This window comes from Peribacillus sp. N1 (assembly GCF_054600815.1).
On record NZ_BAAHZO010000001.1, the window covers coordinates 991,326 to 1,011,021 of the forward strand.

The following is a 19,696-nucleotide window of genomic DNA, read 5'->3' on the forward strand; positions in this document are numbered from 1 at the left end:
GCTATAATAGAAGAATGTAACCAAACTGGAGGAAAAAAAATTGACTAATAGATTAGGTTTAGTACTCGACGTAGAAACAACTGGTTTACGTCCCTCTTCAGATGAAATTATCGAGCTTGCCCTTATACTCTTTACATACAGCAGTGAAACAGGGGAAATCATTAATCTTGTTGATCAAAAATCATTTTTGAGGGAGCCTCTTTCCTATGGGGCAAGAAGGAATTATGATCAAGCATACAGAATTCATGGGATTCCATACAGCTCCGTCGAAGGAAAAAGTTTTCACGATGAAAAAATTAGATCCTTCATTGCCCGTACCGATTCTATTTTCGCACATAATGCTTCTTTCGATAGAAGTTTTCTCTACCAAATGTATCCGGAAATCAATGATCAAAAATGGTTCTGTACGATGCGGAATGTACCTTGGAAGCAATATGGATTTGAGAATAGTAAACTCTTAACATTACTGCAGGCACATAATATCACCAATTTTCAAACACACAGGGCTATGGACGATATTGCTTATCTAATGGAACTTATGAGAAAACCAGGTCCTTCTGGCCATCCTTATTTAAAGGATGTCATTGCAAAAAATCCGATGAAGAAATATGCACCTGCAACTCAAAAGACAAGGGTATAGCCGTTTCAATAATTACTTCATTGTTCAGGCTGCACCAATGTTTAGTCACAAACAAACCGTTGCCAATTCCGTTAGAAAATGAATACATTTCTTTACGATTGGTGTTATTTTAGGGGCACTTTTATTTTCCTGCATTTCACTTATTACCTGATATTTATCAAAAAACAGCGACCCATGACGGGTCGCTGTTTTTTGATCATTGTACAGTTGCTTTTTCCTGTTGTTCATTTAATGCGCCGTTCAATTTCTTATGCCGATACATAAAGTAAAGAAGTGATAATATTAATGCCGCAACGAGGAATATGGCCAATATGCCAAGATTATGCCACATGAAGCTATAATCTCCTGTTGAAATCACTGCCCGAAAAGCATTAATAGAGTAAGTCATCGGTAAGAACGGTGTGAATCCTTGCAGGAAGCCTGGAACCAATTCATTTGGGAATGTTCCGCCACTGCTTGTCAGTTGAAGAATCAAAATCAATAATGCTATGAACCGGCCAGGATTGTCAAAGGCCGAACCAAGGAACTGAATGATTGCCATGAATGTGCAGCTAGCAAGAATACTTACTGCAAAAAATAGCGGCAGGCTCGTAACATTGATTCCAAGGCCTAAAATTAAAATCGAGTCCACCAATATGGCTTGACAGATTCCTATGAGAGCCATGACGCTGTATTTACTAATAAACCAGCTAAATCCACTCGCCGGTTTAACAGCAGGGTCTCTTAACGGGAAAATGATTGTCAGAACGATAGCCCCGATAAATAAACTTAATGAAATTAAATATGGTGCAAAACTTGTTCCATAGTTCGGTACATTATTAATTGGTAATTTATCGACTTTAACTGGGCTTGCAAACATGTCATATACTTCTTCATTGGATTTTATCTTACCTGCTTCGTTTGCCCCGTCATTCAATTCCTCATGTAATTCTGCAGATCCATCTGAAAGTTTGGCGATTCCATCTTGTAACTTTATGGCACCATTCGCCAGTTCTCCCATACCGCTAGTAAGGCTGGATGAACCCTCCTTCAACTTATCCGTTCCCGTAACCAGACCTTTCGAACCTTCGGAAAGCTGTGAGGTTCCACTTGATAATTGCTTGGAGCCATCTTCAAGCTGATCAAGCCCGCTTACCAAGTTATTGCTGCCTTCGGTTAACTGTCCTAGCCCACTCTGAGCGGAATCTATACTATCGCCAAATGTTGTCAAACCAGACACCAATTGACCTTGACCATTTTTCAGTTCATTCGCCCCATTGGCGAGTTTATCCTGAGCTTGCTTTAATTGAGTGAAACCTCCGCTTAATGCACTTGTACCTTCACCTAACTGATTTGCACCATCACTAAGGCTATTTGAGCCTTTAGCAATTTCAGTTGCACTGGCTGATAGTTTCCCTACTCCTTCAGAAACTCCTTTACTACCTTCACTGATTCGGGTTAGAGAAGAAATCACTTCCTCCAAACGCGCTTTTTCTGCAGGATCATCCGCAGCTTCAGATTGTTGTTTCAATCCGGAAATAACCTCATCCAATCCTGCCGACACTTCAGATGCCCCCGCTTTTGCTTCGTTCGATGCTGCGCTCCAATCAGACAATGAACCTGAAAGCCGGGCAGCACCAGCCGCTACACCATTTGCTCCCTCAGTCAAAGCGGGCAGCTTTTCTTCTATTTGATTGAAGCCCTCTAATGACTGCTGCAGTCCAGAGGCCAATTCACCAGTTCCCGCTTCAGATTTCTTGGCTCCTTGCAAAAGCTCGGATTGCCCATCTTTCATTTGTCCAACACCAGAGCTGAACTGTTGTAACCCTTGATTGAGTTCTTTCGATCCTGCAGCTGCCGAACCGACCCCATTCGAAAAGGTCAATGATTTTTCAGCTAATTTTTCCAAGTTTTCATGGATCTCGACAGAACCTGAATGAAGGGAATCAATTCCTTCATCCACTTTTTTGGACCCTTCTTTGGCTGAGTTAATCCCTTCACCAAGTTCACTGGATCCGTTCTTCACTGTATCTGTCCCATCTTTCAATTCCCCAGCTCCATCACTGGCACTTTTGAGTCCGTCAGACACTTCGTTCAAATTATCGAACATTGACTCTGCATAGGTTTTCGTAACGGCTGACGATACCTCCCCTTTAATTCTCTCCGAAGCTGCGTCACCTATTTTAGTCGATATATAGTTGAACCCTTCATTGGACGTATAAATCAAATCAAGTTTTTCCGGATTGTCCTCCTGTAAGGTCGTTGCATTCTTCGAAAAGTTTTTCGGGATTTCTATTTTCATGTAATAATCTTGATTTTCAAGACCTTCATTGGCTTCTTTTTGACTAACGAAATGCCAATCGAAATCCTTCTTTTCCTTTAATTCCTTGACTAAATCTTTTCCTATTGTAAGTTCCGATTCATTGAACTCCGCACCCTCATCCATATTGACAATGGCAACAGGCAATTGGTCGACCTTACCATATGGATCCCAAAATGCCCACAGGAACGTGCCGCTATATAATAAAGGAATCAGTATGATCCCTATTATGGAAATGAGTATCATAGGATGTTTTATTATGGCTAAAAATTCACCCTTTAAAGATTTAAACACGCCTACCAAGCCCTCCTATACGACGAATATGCCGTTTATTAATCTATCTAGGTGAAAACTGATTGAAGAATGCATAATTAAGTCATTTGCTTCTGCAATATAAATTTAAATTCTTCTTCACCTTAATATATATAATTTTTAAACAATCAATAATTACTGACCATATTGTTCATTTGGTCAGTATCACGAAAATAATATAACATTTATCCTTCTTTTTATCAATATTTTTTCACAATCTTACCTCGTATATTTACTGCTTTTCTCTTTATATCCTATTTTGATTGCCTTTTTAGCTGATTGAGACCTTATCATGAATTATGTCTGACATTATATAGCAAAAAAGGATATCCATAATGGATACCCTTTTTGTTAGCTATATTAGCATAATTAATAAAGCGCTTTCATATCATTTTGATATAATTCCTTTTAATTTTTCGGCCTGCCCGGTCAATTTCTTCAAAGACTCCTGATACTCTTTTTCCAATTGTTTAATGATGCCGGCAGCGGTATCTATTTTTTTAATTGCCCCTACACCATGACCCGCTGACCAAATATCACGCCACGCTTTAGATTCAGATGGTTTGGACATGCTGTCAAAATCGACTTTTTCTTTTTTGGCTAATTGTTCCGGGTCCATGCCTTCCTTTCTGATGCTCGGTTTCAGCATATTACAATTAACACCTGAAAATGCATCAGTCAAGATGATGTCATCATGATCACAATCGACAAGCATTTCACGATATTCATCATTTGCCCTGCTCTCTTTCGCCACGATAAAACGTGTACCCATATATGCAAGATCCGCTCCAGCTGCCTGAGCTGCCAAAATACTGTGACCAGTACTGATGGATCCGGCAAGCAAAATGATTCCGTCCCAGAAAGTCCTTACGCTGTCCACGAAAGCAAAGCTATTTATCTCACCCGCATGACCACCGGCTCCCGCGGCAACCAAGATCAATCCGTCCACACCTGACTCCGCAGCTTTTTTTGCAAAATCCACAGAACTGACATCCGAAAAGACCAAGCCGCCATAGCTATGTACGACATCCACCACATGTTTGGGTGAACCTAATGATGTAATGACGATGGGAGGCTGATGCTTTTTGACCAATTCCAACTCTTCTTCAAGCCGGCTATATGTACGGTGGACAACCATATTCATTGCCCATGGAGCAATCTTTGAGCCTGGTTCTTTATCCTTTGCTGCAATCAATGTGTCGTTTATGTCACCCATCCATTGATCCAGTACCTCTATCGGACGCGCATTCGGTGCTGGAAAAGAGCCGATCACCCCATTCAAACAGCATTCTTTCACTAACTCAGGACCGGATATTAAAAACATAGGTGCTGAGATAACTGGTAAAGATAATTGATTCCACCACTGTTCAGGCAAACTTCTAGTCATCCATTAAACCTCCCATTATTAATATATTACCAAAATATAACACTACAAGATTATCATACTTCTAAAATACACAATTTTCAAGAAATTTAATTTAGCAGCAAAAATTTCATTTTCGGCAGCGCCATTTCAATAAAAAAACTGTATATGGATACGTCCCATATACAGTTTCGATTCAATTTGAAAGCGCCCATTTACGAATTGCCTTAGCCACACCATCTTCTTCGTTTGTCGCTGTAATCCAATCTGCTTTTTCTTTCACAATTTCTTGGGCGTTTCCCATTGCCACACCCACTTTTGCTTCAGAAATCATTGCAAGGTCATTAAGGCTGTCACCCACTGCCATAACATTATCCATAGTAATATCGAGCAATGAACATACGAGCTTTATCGCTTTCGCTTTATTTACGCCCATGGCATTCACTTCAATATTCGTCGGGCTTGAATTGCTTATTTCAAAGTTTCCTTTTGACACCAGTTCATCCATGATGATTTTGCGGATGCTTTCATCATCTGTATCAAATCCGAATTTAAGCCATTGCGAATCATGGATTTTCTCAGGCATTTCAGCCCTGTAAATATTATCGCAGCTTATTGCCCAGAAATGTGTACCATGTTTTTGGCTTAATTCCCACATCCATTGTATGGAATCACTATCGACTATATTCCTTTCCACTAGTTTTCCTTGATTATCGTAAATTTCGCTTCCGTTTACCGTAATGAGAAATGATTGAAGTTCCATTGACTTTGCAAAATCACTGCATGTAGCATAGGATCTTCCTGTGCTCAATACCACAAAAACCCCTTGATTTTCGGCTTCTTTTATCGCTCTGCGATTTTCTTCAGATATCTCTCCTGCCTTATTGAGAAGCGTGCCATCCATATCAAGTGCAACTAGCTTAATATCTTGTTTCTCCAATCTTATTCACCCTTTCATAATCCTTCTTTATGTAACTAAGTCCATGATAGCTTATAATGCATACGCATGGAAAGTACGTGAATAATTGAACAGGCATTATAAGTAGTGTCGTGATATTTATAATCAAGCAAATTTCTTATCATGACACTTTGTATTCTGCCATTCTTTCTACTCCCTGTCTTTTTTAATTTCATTCAATTCTTTTTTTATTTGACCTTCCCATTTTGGGACACCATCATTTTCATCGAATTCTATAATGACATCCGTTACCCCTCTTTCCTTGAATATCTCATTAAATAGCCGATCTTTAATGTCATCCGCTTGGGCGATTGAAATATGGGGATCAAGTTCGACTTCAAGTTCTACATGGAAGTCTTCCCCTTCTTTTAATACCGCCAGTTTCTGTATATCCCTTACGTCTGGATCATCCATGACCATCGTCCCGATTTTTTGTCGCATTTCAATATCGGCTTCCCCAAGAGCCCCTGCAGCATTATCAAGAAAAACCCTTCCAACCACATAGAACATACCGAGACCGATCATGACGGAAGCAACTCCTTCCGCTTGAATGAAAGGCGTGAAGTTTGCTAATAAAATGGCAATTATCGCAAGCACCCCGCCACCGGTCGCTACCATATCTTCCATGAATACTAATTTCGTCGCTGGTTTTGCTCTTTTTAAACCAGTGAAGCTCTTAAATATGACGGCTGCTCCTTTAGCTTCGATTCCAGTCTCATGCACCACTTCTTTCATCGCTTTAAATAATACATATGATTCCAACACAACCGCTAAGAAAAGGACGGACAAGTTAATAAGGATACCAGTTGATTCTGCAGGGTGCAAAATGTGATGAAACCCTTCTTTAATCGTTTCATAAGACATGATTCCGACAATCAATACTGCCCCTAATAATACTAGGTTAACCAAACGTCCAAAACCATCAGGGAATCGATCAGTTGGTGCCTTTTTACTTAGTGCGGAACCAATGAAGACGAAAAACTGATTCGCAGCATCGCCCAAAGTATGTAAAGTTTCAGCAAACATAGCGACATTCCCTGTCATGAAGTAAGCAATCCCCTTTAGCACAGCGATGATACTATTCACACAGGCAGCAATGAAAGCCGATTTATTACCATGTTTCAATAACTGAAATAATTCTTTCATTTAAAAATCCCCCCTAATCTTTTTATAAATCCATTTTCATAATGTATTATCCCCAACACTGGAATATATGAAACCACAAAAGCGAAACCCTTAACTATACGATTTGCGAATAATTTGCATCACTTTGGTTTTTAAGTTGTATCTCCCACAAACGAATATATTCCAGAATCGGACTCATCTATTCTAATAAGTTCACAATGAACGCATCCACTTCTTTTGAAGGCTGATTAATGCATCAAAAAAAGGAGTAAGCGGCGGCTTACTCCTTATCAAGAACTTCAAGCGTTTATCCTTCCTTTTTCACTAACTTAGATGGATTATTTACTTTATAGCGTATTTCTTTATTATATTTTTTGTCGACCACTTTTCCATCAAATTCGATTTCGTCACCTTCTTCGAGTTCAGCTTTTTTCAATGTCTTGCTATATCCACACCAAGCATCGCCGATGGTCAATTCAGGTTCCGTTGTCACTTTGACATTCTCCAAGAGTATGACTTCATCTTCTTCACCAGTAAAATGGTTCATTTTCGCCGTGAACTCCTTGACGGTCGCTGTGAAATGCACTTTTTCCCCAGGTAAGTCCAACTTAGGTTTTGCTGTCGTTTTTTTAGTTTTGGTTTTTGCTTGTTTTGGTTCTTCACTTAGCTGATCGGAGTTTTCCGTAATTGGCGCTTCCATCACCTGCTCAGTTTCACTTGGAACTGCGGCTGTTTCGGAAACCGGGCCACTCAACAATTCTTTTCCGAAACTGGAGCTTTGCATTTCCTTTAAATAGGAAGGGTTAATGCAACTAAGCTTACCATTTTCAAATTGAACGACTACAGTGTCAAGTCCGTTGCCGTATTGTTCATAACCTGCTAATTTGACCTTTGCTTGAAAACTTCCGCTTTTATATACTAGTTCTCTTTTTACCGAACGGGCAGTGAATAATTTCCATTCCAATCCTTTAGCGATATAGTCCGTATCATCTAAAAAAGGGATAAATTCTCCTTTTGGTGCGATATAATGAATCAAATCTTCAGCTGGAGTTTCAGCCACAGTAACCACTCCTAATCTTTTCTATAGATTATATTCTAGCAAAGGATTTCAAAGTTGCAAATGAATGAGTATCGTAATGGTTGATTGCAGTCATAATCCCCAACTCGCTTAAATCTTTACCATGAAATGAATGCGATCATTTTTGTAACCAGAAAAAAAGCTGCCCACTAAGAGCAGCCCAGACTGTGACAAATTCAAAAGAGCCTTTGCCTGCAGTTTTTTATTTGAAAAACGTTCCAGTATCTCTGAAATCCGCTCCATTTTCCGCCGACTGTCTGCCATGTCACATCAAACCAAGCACCTAAGCGCCTGTGGGGTCAGTAACTCGTTAGAATTGTTGAAAACCCCTTCTATCCAGTGAGGAGGGTTTCATCAAACCGTAAAGACCATAAAGAAAAACTAGTCTTTAACATGGTTCGGGATGAGACCAGCCTACAGTTTTTTTCTTAAAATACAATTCAGTTGATTGGAGCGGGTGTTCGAGACTCCCGCTTAGAAAAGCGCGTCCAAGGGAGACCCCACAGGCGCAAAGAGCGCCGAGGAGGCTCCCGGACTGCCCGCGGAAAGCGAGTGCCTGGAGTGAAAATCAACGTTCAAAGTGTACCCCCAAAAAAGTAAAAACCATGAAGGATAATCAAGTTTTCTTTCTTTAATTGATAAAACTACTGTATCCATTACCCTTCCTTAACGTGAATGTTTTTTAGTTTTGCATCTTGTTCAGGAGTAATTAGCTTTTTCTTATGATAAAACAGAAAGTATGACCCAATTACTAGAATAGTGAGAAGAGTTGTAAGAAAGAATTGCAATCTCATGGAATCAATGAACGCCTGAGCAACGAATATAATAAATAATACGGCAATGGTCACGTAGGTTAAATAAGGGAATAGCCACATTTTCACTTTGAGTGTCCCGGGATTTTCTTTTTCCGTCTTTTTCCGTAAATATAGATGAGAAAAGGCGATAAAGATATACATGATCATAGTGACTCCTCCAGAGCTGTTTGCGAGGAAAGCAAACAATTTATCAGGAGAAACAAATTTAAATGTCGTGAACACGTAAGCAAAGAAAACACTTGCCATTAACGCCCAAATCGGGATTCCCCGCTTATTCACTCGGGAAAGAATTTTCGGTGCATCACCTTTTTTTGATAAAGAATATAGCATACGAGAGCTTGTATAAAGGCCTGAATTCAAAACAGAAAGCAATGAAGTGAAGATTACGATATTCATGATTTGACCCGCTGCCGGCAGGCCTGCCATGTCAAATACGCTGGCATAGGGGGTTTTCAGTAAATCTTCAGCCCCTTGGGGGATTACGAGAACCAACACGGTCACTGAACCAACAAAGAAAAGAAGGAGACGCCATACAACACTGTTTATGGCTCTAATAATATTTTTTTCAGGGTTTTCAGACTCTCCTGCAGCAATGGCAGCTACCTCACTTCCCGATAAAGAGAAAGTAATGAAAATCACACTAAGAAGGACAGGCAGAAACCCTTTTGGTAAAAATCCTCCATCTCCAGTAATGTTTGAAAGGCCTGGTGAATCAAATCCCGGAACAAATCCGAAAATCATGGCGGCACCCAGGAAGAGGAATATTACAATGGCAGCCACTTTCATGAAAGCTAACCAGTATTCAAATTCCCCATAAGCTTTGACTGAATAGATATTCGTAATCGTCATTAATATAGGGAAGGATAGACTAGCAGCCCACATGGGTATACCAGGAAACCAATCATGAATCATAGTACCCAATAACGTAGTTTCTATAGCAATGATGATAACCCAGTTGAACCAGTATAACCAGCCGATCGTGTATCCGGCCCAGGGACCAAATGCTTGATGCGCATATGTTGAAAAGGATCCGCTATCAGGATTTACCACAGCCATTTCACCCAGCATACGCATTATAAGCACGATCATCAATCCAGCGATTATATAGGATAAAATAGCACCAGGCCCAGCTGAATCTATTATTGTTCCGCTTCCGATAAATAGTCCTGCCCCAATTACCCCGCCAATAGAAATCATTGTGACATGCCTGGTCTTAAGACCATGTTTCAATTCATTTGTTTGAAGTGCCACTATTGTCACCATCCTTTAAAACTGTCTAATTTCCGTTTTGTACAGTAAACCATTGCTCATGGGTACCTTAGTAGAAATCTTTCATTCAAAACGATGTTTACAGTGCAGTCCTATTCCCGTTTCATCATTAGTTTTAATGAGGCCAAATTCACGATCGTTATATGTATATTGCACAGCATATACTCTATTAACCGTAACCGCTTTTCGATTTATATTCCCTCTTTACTAACATCAGCACCTCAACTGAAAGTACAAAGAACCTTGCTGTTTTTGCACTTTATGTTGAGTGAAGTCCTTTTATGTAAAAATATAGGTATCCCGCTCTACCCTTTCTTTCCTTACACTTCCTTTTTAATAAAAGCACCCTCTCTCACTAAAATTTTATACATATATAATAAAAGCAATATCCATGCCAAAAAAAGGATAGTTATTTTATTAGGGTTTAACGCTTTTATGTATTTAAAACGATTCAATATTGAATTATTATTTCAATTTTCGATTCATACATTAATTATCGACCCTTTTCGATTCATAAACGAATCAAAAAATGACAATTTATTTGTTTTCTTTTATTATTTCGACACATATATACTGAAAAATACAGGGATAAAAAAGAAGATGCTAAAATCCTAATTATGATTTCTTGGCATCTTCCAAATAAATTTATTTTCACTGAGAATGATTATATGTAAAACACCGGCAGAACCGGTATGCCCCTCCTTCTAATAATTAAAACTCTATGTTTACAAGCTTCGAAAAAATTCAATATGTATATAATGCTGTATGTAAATTACCCTACTGATATGTATGAAACCCTTATGATTCAGTACTGAACTTCGGGGAAATGGATGCTGAATGTGGTTAAATTTTCATTGGAGACACAATTCATATATCCATCATTACTTTCAATGATCTTTTTACATACATATAATCCAATTCCCGTTCCTAATTCTTTCGTTGTGACAAAGGGCTCAAAAATAGATTCGATCAATTCACTGGCAATGGCCGGTCCATTATTTGAAATTCGAATTATTCTTTCATTCGCCTCAAATAAAGAGTTTATCCTCAAAATTCTAGGATGTTCCTTATCCTTTAAGGCATCAATGGAATTAATAAAAAGATTCAAGAACACTTGTTTTAACCCATCCTTGCTCGCTGTCATGACGAAGTTTGGATAAATATCTATTTCCACATTAACGCTGGCATCCACAATATTTGCATATGTCAATTCTTGTATTTCTTCAATTAACTTTAATACGGCAATTTCCTCTCTTTGTTCTTCATTAAAATCAGATTTAGAGGTATGGAGGAATTGGGTTATCCTGAAATTCAACTGGTTTAACTCATAATCAATGATATCCAAATATTTCAAGTCAGGATTCTCCCTCTTCAATAATTTATTGAACCCCATTATAGCTGTAAGAGGGTTACGGAACTCATGTACAAAGCTTGATGATATTTGACCCAGTACCGCTAATTTATCTTTGTGGTTTTCACTAATATAAGACTTTTTTTCCTCAATCACTTCATTTGTAAGATTCGTATATCTAGTTACTGCATGGTAGCTGAACGTATCAAAGTGCAGGTTAATGTCATTAATGAATCTCTGCATATATTTAATTGGGATATTGGCGCCAAAAACATTTCTGATTATGATATTTCTTCCCAAATTGATATTATATAGAAAATCCCCAATGTTGATATTTGCTTCAAGACGTTCTTTTGCAACTTGGTACGCCAATTTTATCAGCACATCATCAGACAATACCTCCTTGAACGTTTGGATGACCAGTGAGTACATCCCATAACCATTTTCCTTAATTCTATCTTTGTAGGGGTCTATTTCATTGATCTTAATAGTCTCGTTCCATTCATTTAAAAACACAGATTCATTTTCTTCCAAATATTGAATCAATATATGTTTATACTTCTTATGTTCAGATGACAACTCCATACTATTGACCACACATCCCCTTGCGGAATTTAGTTACTACATCAATAACATCATTCTATATGAGATTTTGATATCCTGCACTTCATTATTTATTGTTTTTTAGGTGAAATGTTGCTTATAAGGAGACAGGTATGCTAGTCCGCATATAGTTACTTGCGATAACAAAGAACCGACCAAATCAGGTCGGGAATCTGAAATTGTCATAAAAAGATCCTTCATATTTTTTTATATACTGTGAGTCTCTTACTTTTGAAAGTTGATTCCATACTTTTTCATTTTTCTATATAGCGTATTACGGCCGATGTCGAGTTGTTTCGCTGCGTTACTGATATTCCCATTTGTTCGTTCCAATGCATTCCTTATAAGTAGGGTTTCTTGTTCTTGAAAGTTTCTTGGTTCTCGATCGGCATTTGCCCCTTCCTCATGCGTCATGGAAGAAGCAGGACAAAGTGCCTCAACCAATTCCCTTGTAATCGGGCCATTATCAGCTAGGAATGCAGCCTGTCCCAGCACATTTTGCAATTCACGGAAATTACCTGACCACGAATATTCCAAAATGAATGTTTTAGCTTCGTCAGTTAGTTCGGTATGTTCGCTCTTATAAGGTAAATCCGTTAAAATATATTCTGCTAACAGCAATAAATCTTTACGACTCCTTAGATTTGGAAGTTTTAAAGACAATCCACAAAGACGGAAAAATAGATCTGCACGGAATTCCCCAGCTTCAATTCCTTTTTGTAAGTCTTTGTTGGTGGCGGCAATGACCCTTACATCGATTGGAATGGAAGCATGTCCTCCGACGCGCGTCACACATCGTTCCTGAAGCACACGGAGCAGAGTCGCTTGAGCTTTAAGCGGCATGTCCCCGATTTCATCCAAAAACAGGGTACCGCCATCTGCAGCTTCGAATTTCCCCTTATGCCCGCCGCTTTTTGCGCCAGTAAAGGCACCCTTTTCATATCCAAATAACTCACTTTCCAATAAGTTTTCGGGAATTGCGCTGCAATTGATGGCGATGAATGGTTTATCACTTCTTAAGCTAACCCCATGAATGGATTGAGCGAACAGTTCTTTTCCCGTTCCGCTCTCCCCAGTGATTAGCAGGCTGATATCAAGCGCTGCAGCTCTTTTAGCAATGGATATGGTTTGATTCATTTGCGGATCATTACTTATTATATCGGTAAATTGATAACGATTAGTTTTTAAACCATCAATCAATTTTTGTTTTTTTAACCTTACGATCACGGAGGATTGATGTTCTATATTTTTACCAAGGGTTTGAACCAGGAATTCCTGGTCCTTAATTGAAACCTTCTGTTCTAAAACAAGTGGGTCTGTACCTGATATTATATTCGATACTGGTTTTTCCATTGTGCCGATAACATGTGACGCCGCTATATTGAGATCTGTAACTTTTCCCTCTTTATCAAGGGTAATTAACGGATCAGGGTATGAATCATATATAAAATAAAGGTTTTTCTCCCTTTTTTGTGTATGTGACAATAAGAGTGCTTGTTTGATGCTATCAGCCACCCTCTGAACTAAACTAATGGAAAAAGGATGATAATTCTGTTGATGACTGCTTAAATTCAGAACACCAAGCAGATGCCCCTCAGGGTGATAAATGGGCGATGCGGCACAAGTAAGGAAATGGTTATCCTGATGAAAGTGTTGACTGCCATGAATTAGTACAGGGTTTTTCTCTACTATGGCTGTTCCTATCGCATTTGTTCCTTTTGATTCCTCTAGCCAATTAGCCCCTTTTCTTAGGGAAACATTATCTGCATGCCTAATGAAAGCTGGATCCCCAACTGTTTCAATGATATATCCTTCAGGAGCAGCAAGTAATAAAATGGACTCCAAACCATTAATCGAGCGATAAACTTCTTCTAAAATGGGAGAAGAATGGTACAGGAGTTCCGCATATCGATCGTGGTATTCGGCCAACTCGAATGCACCAAGCATATCTTCCCTATCCATCATGCTTGGCTGAAGTCCCTTCGAAATGCACCGCTGCCATGATTCTTGAATAAATGCCGGTACGGTTCCTTTATCCGAGCTTATATTAACAGACATTGAATAATCCTCCCGTATGTATAATCCAGTAAATCGGCCACTGTTTTTTATTCAATTTCATTAATGAAACTCTATGTAATCCAAAGTTTCAGAGCATTTAGGGTTCGTTCATTCAGTTTAATTATAACAGAAAATTCAGATACCCACCAAAATGAAAACGCATTATGCCAACTTCTAAACTTTTTTGTTCCATATTGGTACAACTTCCTGTTCCAATATGGAACAGTTTGCCACCTTCCCATGTCCCTCCAGCATCTTCTTTAGCTGGTTTCATTGGTTTTTTGTTATGGCATAAGTCTTGCATAATTACATGTCGAGAAATTGATTCCTTATGATAAGGGGGGTAAGAATTCAAGTAATCCAGTTTTTAAAGATATTCAGACTTGCTGCAAGTCAGTCAATGAGAATAGTATCAAAAACATAAGATTATGCCTGATCCTTTTACTTAGAGGAACGCCATTGTCCGAACAAATATCGAACTTAAAATCCAAATGAAAAGGGGTATTATACATGGAACAAACTATTAAACTTAATCCGAGAGTGCAGGAATTCTTGAAGGGCACTAAAAAGCTTTTGATTAATGGGGAATTGGTGGAAGCTGCTTCAGGAAAAACCTTTGAGACCCTCGATCCTTCAAACGGCAAGGTTTTAGCGGTTGTGAGTGAAGCAGGTCCGGAAGATGTAGATAAAGCAGTCAAAGCAGCCCGTAAGGCTTTCGACAACGGTCCATGGAAAAAAATGAGTGCATCGGAACGCAGTCGCCTCATTTATAAATTAGCGGACCTCATGGAGGAACATAAAGAAGCGTTAGCACAATTGGATACCCTGGATAATGGCAAGCCGATTGGCGAAACCACCAATGCCGATGTCCCCCTTGCAATTGATCACTTCCGTTATTATGCTGGATGGACCACTAAGATAGTGGGACAAACAATACCTGTTGCTGGGAATTACTTCAATTATACCCGTCATGAAGCAGTCGGGGTGGTAGGGCAGATCATCCCTTGGAATTTCCCTTTACTTATGGCCGCATGGAAATTAGGCGCAGCCCTTGCAACGGGATGTACGATCGTTTTAAAACCAGCGGAGCAAACGCCGCTTTCAGCATTATATTTAGGTCAATTGGCGCTTGAAGCAGGTTTTCCTCCTGGCGTTCTCAATGTTATACCTGGATTTGGTGAAACAGCAGGGTCACCGCTTGTAGATCATCCTGATGTCGATAAAATTGCCTTTACTGGTTCAACCTCAGTAGGGAAAATGATCATGCGCCAAGCTTCGGGAACCGTAAAAAAAATCTCGTTGGAATTAGGCGGGAAATCACCTAATATCATTTTACCGGATGCAGATATGAGTAAAGCCATTCCTGGAGCTTTAATGGGCATCATGTTTAATCAAGGACAAGTTTGCTGTGCCGGTTCCCGCCTGTACATTCAAAAGAAATCCTATGATAACGTGGTAGCTGACTTAGTGTCCCACGCAAAAAACATTAAACAAGGGGCCGGTCTTGATCCATCTACCCAGATAGGTCCTTTGGTATCCAGTGAACAAATGGAAAGAGTCGGAGGTTATATTGAAAAAGGAAAGTCTGAAGGAGCTGAAGTGGTTACCGGGGGTAATTACGGACAAGGAGAAGGTTATTTTGTAACTCCTACAATATTTGCAGGCGTTGAAGACGAAATGACAATCGCTAAAGAGGAAATCTTCGGTCCTGTTGTAGCTGCGATGCCTTTTGACGATTTGGATGATGTGATAAACCGTGCAAATAACTCAGAATATGGATTGGCTGCAGGTTTATGGACACAGGATGTAAAAAAAGCCCATTATGTGGCTAATGAATTAAAAGCAGGTACAGTTTGGGTAAACTGCTATAACGCATTTGATGCAGCTTCCCCATTTGGCGGTTATAAACAAAGTGGAATCGGTCGGGAAATGGGCAGTTATGCTTTGGATAATTATACGGAAGTCAAAAGTGTATGGATTAACTTAAACTAATAAATAGGGTGAATGCTCCATATGCTCATTTGGCTAAGATATCATGATTGAAGTGCATGTTATCGTTTGCTAATTCGCAAAAGGATATACCAAAGTGCGGACTTTGGTACATCCTTTTTCTTGTTTTGTACTTATATGGCATAGACAAAAAGAAGAGACCTTTCATTTCGAAAGGTCTCTTTGTATCAATTATCCATTACGTTCGATTTGCATTTTTTCTCTGTTTGCTTTTTCTTTTTCGATATTTTTCTGTCTTGAAATCCCGGCTACCAGGATTCCAATTACCACTATTGCTTCAAATCCATATTTAATGAAGGGATTTGCAAAGTAGTCGTGCATGAAAGGTTCAGCTACGATCATTTTAGAAGCTGTCCAGCCTAGTATTCCCGCACCAATTATTATGATGAATGGGAAGCGTTCGATCAGTTTCAGGATCAAAGTGCTTCCATACATCACTACTGGAATTGATACAAGTAAACCGATCACCACTAAAGTGAAGTTACCATGAGAAGCACCTGCAACCGCTAGGACATTGTCCAATCCCATCAATGCATCTGCAATAATAATGGTTTTTATAGCAGCCCACATAGAGTCTGCAGGCTTCACATCATGTTCTTCTTCATCGATAAGGAGCTTATAAGCAATCCATACAAGAAGTAATCCCCCTATTAAATGCAGTCCCGGCACCTCTAATAGCCAAACAACCAGCAGCGTTGCAATGATCCTTATCACAATTGCGCCGACCGCTCCCCATATTATCACCTTTTTTTGCTGTTCTTTTGGAAGCTTTCTTGCAGCCAATCCAATAAGGATCGCATTATCACCGGCTAGAACCAAATCTATCATAATGATCGCTAAAAGTCCTGAAATGAATTCACCTGTTAAAAAATCCAACATAAATTCCTCCTTTTTACAAAAATAAAGAGACCTCTGCCATAAATGGCAAAGGTCTCGCTAAGCACTAAATGAATTAGGCCAATAAAGCCGGTGGGATTCCCACGTAATGACGACTTTATTTCAGGTTATCCCTGACGCTACTCCCCTTCACGGGAATAAAGAATATGTAATTCTTTTAATATCTTTCCATTAGGAAACTACCAAGAAAAAATATCACTAATTCAGTATACCAAAAATACAAATAAAATAAAGAAAAAAATAATAGATAGTAATGTTATTCATGAACTTAACCTTGTCCAAATCCTTTCAACGGATAATTTCAGTCAATCATCCCTTCTAGATATTGGCATAATTCGTTTCCAAGGTTAGGGATACCGCTCAAATCCTTCCCCCATAGATATTGATTACTCAACGTTGCCTCTACCAATTGTCTAAGCGGGATTTCTTCCCTCTCATAACGAAGCCATTGTTCCCTGAAAAATTCAATTGCCTTTAAATCATCTCTAACGACATAGACTTTACCCGCAAAGCTTTTACCAATATAACTCCCCTTGGTTTCGTTAACCCTATAAAATCGGATCAGGCCCGAAAAGCCTTTTATGATACAGTCGGGCAGCCTGCCTTTCGCCTTATGATATTCCTCCAATGTAGGCAGGAGACGAGCCTTGAACTTCGAAATACTGTTCAGCGAGATATCGGCCAGGAGGTGATGTACAAAAGGATTCTTAAATCGCTCAAGAACACTTTCCCCATATTGCATCATCTCATTTTGATCAAAAGGTAATGAAGGAATTATTTCCTTTTCGATGGCATTGCTCAGAAATTGGCTGAATTCCGGATGATCGATTGCCTGTTTTACTTCTTCCAATCCAGATAAAATGCCTAAAGGAGCCAACAAGGTATGTGAACCATTAAGTATCCTTACCTTCCTCATTTGATAAGGTGTCAAATCTTTTACCCAATGCACATTTAAGCCGGATTGTTGTAAAGGAAGACGTTGATCAATACAAGGGTCACCTTCAATAGCCCATAAATGGTAGGGTTCTGCCGTATTTAGCAGAGTATCCTTGTATCCCCATTCAGCAAATAGGTTGTCCGACTCATTGGCTGGAAATCCTGTAACGATACGGTCTACAAGCGAGTTTAGGAATAGGTTGTCCCGGTCCACCCACTCCATGAATGGCTTTGGTAAACCCCAATCCCTGCTATGCTTAAGAACATATTGCTTCAATGAATCACCATTTCTCTCTAAAAGCTCACATGGAAGCATGATCAGTCCCTTTTTCGCATCCCCGTTGAAATGCAGATAGCGATGATACAAAAAAGCAGTCAGCTTTCCTGGAAAAGATTCAATCGGCTTTCCTTCTTCCAAAGGAATCGGCTGGTATTTGAGTCCTGCTTCAGTCGTGTTGGAAACTACAAATTCCAATTCAGGATTTTCTGATAGTGCTAAAAATTCCATCCATTCTTCATATGGATCAATTACCTTTGAAAAAACGGAAATGATCTCTGTATGTTCCACTTTCCCGCCTTGGTGAAAACCACGTAACATTAATGTATACATTCCATCTTGCCGCTTTACTTCCTCTATTTTCCCTTTTCCGGCGGGGCGGGGCTGGGTAACTGCAATACTTCCCATGAAATGTCCTTGTTTATTACATTCATGAATCATCCAATCAAAGAAGCCTCGAAGAAAATTCCCCTCCCCTATTTGCAATACTTTCATGGGAAGTTCCATCATATGTGAATATTGGGCAGCGTTTGTATCTTTACTCAGATGCTTCAGTTGACTTTTATTTAGGTTCATGATCAAGGAACTCCTTTCTAATAGAAATATCCAATTCGGATTGCGTTTTATGTGGTTTCCTTATGACAGCGTACTAATGTTCATATTTCGACAATGGCCTTGATCACTTTAGCTTCAGGAGTTAACCAACCTTCAAACTGATTGATCATTTCATCCAAATGTGTGCGGTGGGTAATATACTGGCTCATATCCAACAAATCATTTTTCAGCGTATTCACGACATAATCAAAGTCATCCCTTGTTGCATTGCGGCTTCCCATTAATGTAAGCTCTTTACTATGGAATTCAGGATCATTAAAGGAAATATCCGCTTTAACTAAACCTACATAAATCAATCTTCCGCCGTGAGCAGGGTATTTAAATGAATCCATCATTGACTTAGCATTACCTGTCGCATCAAATACCACGCTTGGCATATCTCCATTCGTCAATTGGGCTAATTTCTCCATTGGATTCTCCAAAACATTCAAAGTATAATCGGCATTTGCCCATTTGCCGGCAAACGCAAGGCGTTCATCATTTACATCCATTGCGATCACCTTAGCACCCTGTTCTTTAGCGAATGCCATGACTCCCAAGCCAATTGGCCCAGCACCAATTACAAGTGCAAATTCCCCTTTATGAATAGCAGCGCGCCTAACTGCGTGAGCCCCTATACTTAAAGGCTCTATCATTGCGGATTGGTCAAGTGTGAGACCCTCGGTTCTCACCAAATGATTATAAGGAACCGTAATCCACTCACTCATGCCGCCTTCAGCATGTACACCCAACACTTTCATATCCGTACAGCAATTCGTTTTTCCACTTCTGCAAGCCAGGCATTCTCCACATTCCATATAGGGGATGATCGATACTTGATCCCCGACATTAAGCCCAGATTCATTTTCCGGTATCGACTCAATAAAACCGGATAATTCATGGCCAAGTATTCGAGGATAGCTAAAAAAGGGTTGATTGCCTCCATAGGCATGAATATCCGTTCCGCATATACCTATGCGCCGCACACGAATCAAAGCTTCCCCTGAGTTTGGAACTGGTTTTTCCGACTGTATCATCTTAAATTCAAAAGGTTGTTCACAAACGATACTTTTCACTGAATAACACTCCTTTTTAATAACTTGATAGAAAT

At 39.4% G+C, this 19,696-nt stretch carries 13 protein-coding genes; 2 read left to right on the forward strand and 11 right to left on the reverse strand.

Features of this window, described 5'->3' with window-relative positions; genetic code table 11:
- The first annotated feature begins 40 nt into the window (after positions 1–40).
- The gene (locus ACYP5M_RS04700) at positions 41–640 is read left to right on the forward strand and encodes an exonuclease domain-containing protein (RefSeq protein WP_459734717.1); all 600 of its coding nucleotides are present in this window, start codon (positions 41–43) and stop codon (positions 638–640) included.
- 196 nt (positions 641–836) lie between these two features.
- On the opposite strand, the gene ACYP5M_RS04705 is transcribed toward ACYP5M_RS04700, so the two are convergent.
- The 8 genes from ACYP5M_RS04705 to ACYP5M_RS04740 form a co-directional block, all read right to left on the reverse strand.
- Positions 837–3,233, reverse strand: a complete 2,397-nt coding sequence (locus tag ACYP5M_RS04705; RefSeq protein ID WP_459734718.1) for a YhgE/Pip family protein — start codon at positions 3,231–3,233, stop codon at positions 837–839.
- 406 nt (positions 3,234–3,639) lie between these two features.
- The gene (locus tag ACYP5M_RS04710) at positions 3,640–4,638 is read right to left on the reverse strand and encodes an NAD(P)H-dependent flavin oxidoreductase (protein WP_137017632.1); all 999 of its coding nucleotides are present in this window, start codon (positions 4,636–4,638) and stop codon (positions 3,640–3,642) included.
- Between the two features lie 172 nt (positions 4,639–4,810).
- Complete coding sequence (locus ACYP5M_RS04715; RefSeq protein ID WP_260357994.1) at positions 4,811–5,560, reverse strand: Cof-type HAD-IIB family hydrolase; 750 nt, start codon at positions 5,558–5,560, stop codon at positions 4,811–4,813.
- A gap of 162 nt (positions 5,561–5,722) precedes the next feature.
- A complete protein-coding gene (locus ACYP5M_RS04720; protein ID WP_434167039.1) occupies positions 5,723–6,718 on the reverse strand; it encodes a cation diffusion facilitator family transporter in 996 nt (331 codons plus the stop codon).
- Positions 6,719–7,004: 286 nt separating this feature from the next.
- Complete coding sequence (locus ACYP5M_RS04725) at positions 7,005–7,757, reverse strand: hypothetical protein (RefSeq protein WP_230175878.1); 753 nt, start codon at positions 7,755–7,757, stop codon at positions 7,005–7,007.
- Positions 7,758–8,431: 674 nt separating this feature from the next.
- Entirely contained in the window at positions 8,432–9,850 is a 1,419-nt protein-coding gene (locus ACYP5M_RS04730; protein ID WP_459734900.1) for an amino acid permease, read from the reverse strand.
- An 814-nt stretch (positions 9,851–10,664) separates the two neighbouring features.
- Positions 10,665–11,795 (reverse strand): histidine kinase N-terminal domain-containing protein, encoded by a 1,131-nt coding sequence (locus ACYP5M_RS04735; RefSeq protein ID WP_459734719.1) that lies wholly within the window; start codon positions 11,793–11,795, stop codon positions 10,665–10,667.
- Positions 11,796–12,038: 243 nt separating this feature from the next.
- Positions 12,039–13,871: a sigma-54-dependent Fis family transcriptional regulator gene (locus tag ACYP5M_RS04740; protein WP_459734720.1), complete on the reverse strand. Its 1,833-nt coding sequence runs from the start codon at positions 13,869–13,871 to the stop codon at positions 12,039–12,041.
- A 510-nt stretch (positions 13,872–14,381) separates the two neighbouring features.
- Between ACYP5M_RS04740 and ACYP5M_RS04745 the strand changes: the two genes are divergently transcribed.
- Positions 14,382–15,863 carry an aldehyde dehydrogenase family protein gene (locus ACYP5M_RS04745; protein ID WP_241590872.1) on the forward strand — a complete coding sequence of 494 codons (1,482 nt, stop codon included), beginning with the start codon at positions 14,382–14,384 and terminating at the stop codon, positions 15,861–15,863.
- 189 nt (positions 15,864–16,052) lie between these two features.
- Here ACYP5M_RS04745 and ACYP5M_RS04750 read toward each other — a convergent pair whose 3' ends face one another.
- The 3 genes from ACYP5M_RS04750 to ACYP5M_RS04760 form a co-directional block, all read right to left on the reverse strand.
- Positions 16,053–16,757, reverse strand: coding sequence for a TerC family protein (locus ACYP5M_RS04750; protein ID WP_101225442.1), 705 nt, complete (start codon positions 16,755–16,757; stop codon positions 16,053–16,055).
- Positions 16,758–17,079: 322 nt separating this feature from the next.
- Positions 17,080–18,567, reverse strand: coding sequence for a tagaturonate reductase (locus ACYP5M_RS04755; protein ID WP_459734721.1), 1,488 nt, complete (start codon positions 18,565–18,567; stop codon positions 17,080–17,082).
- An 80-nt stretch (positions 18,568–18,647) separates the two neighbouring features.
- Positions 18,648–19,661 (reverse strand): zinc-binding alcohol dehydrogenase family protein, encoded by a 1,014-nt coding sequence (locus ACYP5M_RS04760; RefSeq protein ID WP_101225444.1) that lies wholly within the window; start codon positions 19,659–19,661, stop codon positions 18,648–18,650.
- Positions 19,662–19,696 lie beyond the last annotated feature (35 nt).